This is a genomic window from Aquidulcibacter sp., from assembly GCF_049239865.1.
Taxonomy (GTDB): Bacteria; Pseudomonadota; Alphaproteobacteria; order Caulobacterales; family Aquidulcibacteraceae; genus Aquidulcibacter.
Map to the genome: position 1 here is coordinate 1 of NZ_JBMLTR010000113.1, position 4262 is coordinate 4262.

At 57.9% G+C, this 4262-nt stretch carries 4 protein-coding genes and 1 other RNA gene; 1 reads left to right on the forward strand and 4 read right to left on the reverse strand.

All coding sequences use genetic code 11. The features are described 5' to 3' along the window. From ssrA to ACOVRA_RS08165, 3 genes are all read right to left on the reverse strand, one after another. Positions 1 to 323: a transfer-messenger RNA gene (gene ssrA / locus ACOVRA_RS08155) on the reverse strand; the annotation flags it as partial. Positions 324 to 340: 17 nt separating this feature from the next. Further along, a complete protein-coding gene (locus ACOVRA_RS08160; protein WP_421719851.1) occupies positions 341 to 1246 on the reverse strand; it encodes an alpha/beta fold hydrolase in 906 nt (301 codons plus the stop codon). A 1-nt stretch (position 1247) separates the two neighbouring features. Continuing rightward, positions 1248 to 1961 carry a hypothetical protein gene (locus tag ACOVRA_RS08165; RefSeq protein ID WP_421719852.1) on the reverse strand — a complete coding sequence of 238 codons (714 nt, stop codon included), beginning with the start codon at positions 1959 to 1961 and terminating at the stop codon, positions 1248 to 1250. Positions 1962 to 2064: 103 nt separating this feature from the next. On the opposite strand from ACOVRA_RS08165, the gene ACOVRA_RS08170 reads away from it, so the two are divergent. Continuing rightward, positions 2065 to 2955: a LysR family transcriptional regulator gene (locus ACOVRA_RS08170; RefSeq protein ID WP_421719853.1), complete on the forward strand. Its 891-nt coding sequence runs from the start codon at positions 2065 to 2067 to the stop codon at positions 2953 to 2955. Here ACOVRA_RS08170 and ACOVRA_RS08175 read toward each other — a convergent pair. Continuing rightward, entirely contained in the window at positions 2952 to 4151 is a 1200-nt protein-coding gene (locus tag ACOVRA_RS08175; RefSeq protein WP_421719854.1) for a P-loop NTPase, read from the reverse strand. The genes ACOVRA_RS08170 and ACOVRA_RS08175 overlap by 4 nt on opposite strands. Positions 4152 to 4262: the final 111 nt, after the last annotated feature.

Sequence of the window (4262 nt, forward strand, 5' to 3'; positions counted from 1 at the left end):
GCCCCGCCTTCGGCCGAAGCCTTGGGACTTAGTCGGATGTCAATCAGACCGCATTACGCAGCCAAACGGACTTCCTGTGCAAAGTTATCGTTTGCATTTGTGAAAATGGGCGGTTGACGAAGCCCACGCGGGTAAAAGTAACGTCTTTACACATCCGTCGATCCTGATCGGCCCCACACTCGCGTCGATACACGCAGAGAGCTTGGTGGAGCCGCGGGGAATCGCACCCCGGTCCGGCCTGCTTATTTCACGCACGTTTATCACCATAGTCCGGCGAACCGGACCTCTCCAATATAGGCCCTCTTTGACGGGATGGGAAGGGCGACGTCCAATCCAACAGCTAATCCTGTTTCAGCCACGCCAAGAGATCGCGACAAACCCGGGCAGGGTCTTCCAGCTCTGGAGTGTGTCCGAGGTCTGGATAGCTGATATAATCGACCTGATCGGCCAAGCGCTTTGGACTGTCGGCATTGCCTTTGGGGTGGCTTTTGTCGGCCTCACCCCAAAAAGCCAATAAGGGCTGCTTAGGTTTGTCGAGGCGGATCGAGGGGTCCATATAGAGCTGATAGGCGCTGGCAAGCGACCACATGGCCCCATGCTCAAACGACCGGCAGGCACAAGCGACAAGCGCGTCCAGCATCTCTTTGCGACCAACGGACAGGCGATACCAGTCTGGCATGCGCTTGGGTGCCAGCTGCTTCATCACCCATTGGCCGAGGAAAGGGCGGGCCAAAATGCCCTTTGGGTCACGACCAGCCTTCCACGCGGCAAAGGCCGCGACATCGCCCGCTTGCAAGAGCGCGAGGCGCGAAACCAGTTCAGGCCAGCGGCAAGCCAGATCAATCGCACATAGGCTGGCTACACAGGAAAAGGCGAGGATAGCGCCGTCGCCTGCGATATCTTTCAAAAAGCGGGCAACGTCGTCATTGGTCTGGTAAAAGTCAAACCGATAGCTCGGATCAACCGCGCTGAACCCCATGGCGGGCAGTTCGAAGATGATGACGCGGAAATGCGGGCTAAAGGCGTCCAACAGCGCATCGTAGTTTTCCAAGGTCATCGGCGGGTCAGCGGAGAAGACCAAGGTAGGACCGCTACCCCGCACCCGGTATCGATACTGGGTCAGCGGCGTGGAGTAAAAGCCAATCTCGGGCGAGGTATGGGCCGCCCAACCAGCGCGAAAAGTGGCCATCTTGCGACGGCCACCCCAGGTATCGAGCTTGGTTCCAAGTTCGCGTATCACCTTCATGTTATGGCTTCTCCGATTTGGCGGGCTGGATCATGCTGACAGGCGCTTTGAGGAAGGTGACGACCCCATCATGGCCATATTTTTTGGTCACACGGGCGTGCCACTCAGGGCCGAAATGGGCCTCGGCACTGGCTTGATCTTCCCAGAGATAAATGCCGCCAAAGCTGCGGTCGGCACCTTGGGTGAAGTATTTGTAGATCAAGTGCGGTGTGGCGGCATAAGTTGGGATAGCGTCTCTCAGCCCCTTCTTCACCAGCCCGTCTGTGCCATACCAAGGGGTCTTGATCTCAACAATCGTCGCGACATTGGCGGCTGATGGTGCGACTTGCGCTGCACCAGCGGTGACTTCGGGGACGGAGAAATAGACGGGGTTCGCCTTGACGCCATAGGTCTTTTCAACCCGTTGCAGCCAAGCAGCATTGAAATGGGCTTTGGCCAAGGCCTCACTATCGAACAGATAAAGACCGCCAAAACCGGTTTGGCTATAGGTGAAATACTTACGCTCAAGGCCTGGGACTTTTGCATAAATGGGGATGGCTCGGGTGAATTCAGCATTTAGGGCTTCATCACTCACCCCTGCCGGGCGCGCGATGGACACATAGACCGCAACTTTGGTTTGGGCGGCTTTGGCGGTGGCGCGTTGTGGGGCCAGCCCGAACCAAGCCCCCAGTCCGATCAACGCACCCAGTGCGAGTAATGAGAGAAATAGTTTCATCTTCAGTTTCCTCTTCCCGGGGGAACAGACCGCCCGTTGACCCCAAATAGGGCTTGACCGATCGGTCTAGCTAGGCCTAAAAATGGAAAATGGATTTTCAAAAATGATAAATGAGCAAGCGATTGATTGGGAGGCGATCCGTTGTTTTGTAGCGGTGGCGCGGCGCGGCTCTCTGTCGGAAGCCGCTGACGAATTGAGCATGTCGATCCCAACGATCAGCCGCCGGATCGACGGGCTGGAGACGCAGCTGGCCTTGAAACTGCTGCAGCGTGGTCCGCGCGGCGCACGTTTGACAGAGGCCGGGCACGCGATCTTGCAAGTGGCCGAACCGGGGGCCCGCCAGTTGAGCCAAATTGCCCGTCGTGCGCGCGCTTTGCAGGAGGGACCCAACCTGCCGTCAGTCCGCATTTCAGCGACCGAGTCCGTTATTGCGGATGTCTTGGCCCCGCGATTGGACCGTCTTCGCGCGCAAGACCCGTCGATCAGCATTGATTTGGAGGTCTCAAACGACATTGCCAATCTGAATGCAGGGCGCACGGATGTGGCGATCCGGATGGTACGACCGGCGGAAGAAACACTCATCGCGCGCCGCTTGCCCGTGATCCGGTTGGGTCTGTTTGCGTCGCCCGACTATCTGAAAGGAAAGGACTTAGACCGCTTGGTCTTGTCGGATGAGCATCTCGTTTGGCTGGACCGTCAATATGGCGAGATTGCTGAAAACATTTGGCTGAAGGCGCAGGGCTTGGAGGCAAGCATCCGCTTTTCCTCGTCCAGCGTGCGCGCGCTTCTCAATGCGGCGGTTGCGGGCGTCGGCATTGCGCCCTTGCCAGCTTTTGCCGCCCGCAAAGCCGGTCTGATGGAGGTCCAGCATCGGGCTATGCCAGAGCGCCAGCCGTGGCTGGTGTTTCATCGCGACACCAAGACCAATCCGCGCTTGCAACTCGTCCGCGATTGGATCGTCACCTGCTTCAAAGAAGAAATCGTCGAGCCCTAGGCTACAAAGCTGATGACAGGTGGTGGCTTAATCTCTTGATGCAGCAAGCCATCATAAATATGGGCGGCAATCGATAGGAAGGCATTGGCCGTATCGCTGCCAGGGGCGGCGACGACATAGGGCACCCCGCCATCGCCGCTTTCCCGTATCCCCACTTCTAAGGGGATCTCGCCCAGAAACGGCAAGCCCAAAGCCTCCGCCGTGCGCTTGGCACCGCCTTCGCCGAACACATAGAGGCGGCTGCCGTCTTGCTGGGTTAGCCACGCCATATTCTCAATGACGCCCAAAACCGGGACATGGGTCTTCGCAAACATGCCCGCGCCGCGTCGTACATCGGCCAAGGCGACTTCTTGGGGCGTTGAGACGATGACGGCCGCATTCAAGGGCACGCGTTGTGCCAAAGCTAATTGGGCATCGCCCGTGCCCGGTGGCGTATCCATCACCAATACGTCCAACGGTTCCTCCGCCGTACCCCACGTCACGTCTTCCAATAATTGTTTGATGGCGCTGGTCACGATAGGCCCGCGCCAGATCATGGGGGCGTCACCATCGACCAGATAGCCGATTGACATGGTCTTTAAACCGTAAGCCATGACCGGCAGAAGCTTCTTATCCTCGCCCACCTCTGGCTCAGCCGAAACGGTTCCCATCATGGTGGGAATGGACGGTCCATAGATGTCGACGTCGAGCAAGCCAACGCGCAGACCCAAAGCGGACAGGGCTGCCGCTAAATTGACCGCCACGGTGGATTTGCCGACCCCACCCTTGGCTGACGCGACCGCCAATATGGCTTTAATGCCGGGAATGCCAGCTTTCACGGGCGGCGCTTGGGCGACGCCTTGAGCGAGGGCTGCATCGGTGAGTTTAGCACCCTTGCGAACGCGCTGTTGGCCAGCTGGCGGCGCGTCAGTCGTTGGTGGGTTTTGTGCAGCACTGACATGGGCAGTCATCACCACAGTGACCTTTCCAGCGCCGGGTAGACCCTTGATGGCGGCCGTCGCGGCCTGTTGCCACTGGCTAGCTGCACTTTCTTCACCTTTTGGCACTGAAATTGTTGCCAGCACGTCGCCCCCTTCCGAGACGCGGACATCTTCAATAAGTCCTTTATGTACAAGGCTTAAGCCGTCCGACGCGCGCATGGTATCGAGAATTTTTAACACATCCTCGCGTTTGAGTGATCGTTTGATTCCAAACACCTTCTTGATCCCTTTAGCTGAGCACGCACATAAGGGACTGTAACGCCCGCTTGCAAGTCTTTGGCATGTGCCTTTGCCTAGGTTTAGCGGCTCTGGAATGGAAACACGTCT

Excerpts from the sequence above, each read along its gene's own strand:
- ACOVRA_RS08160 (WP_421719851.1), bottom strand. The coding sequence starts at position 1,246 with ATGAAGGTGATACGCGAACTTGGAACCAAGCTCGATACCTGGGGTGGC.
- ACOVRA_RS08165 (WP_421719852.1), bottom strand. The coding sequence starts at position 1,961 with ATGAAACTATTTCTCTCATTACTCGCACTGGGTGCGTTGATCGGACTG.
- ACOVRA_RS08170 (WP_421719853.1), top strand. The coding sequence starts at position 2,065 with ATGATAAATGAGCAAGCGATTGATTGGGAGGCGATCCGTTGTTTTGTA.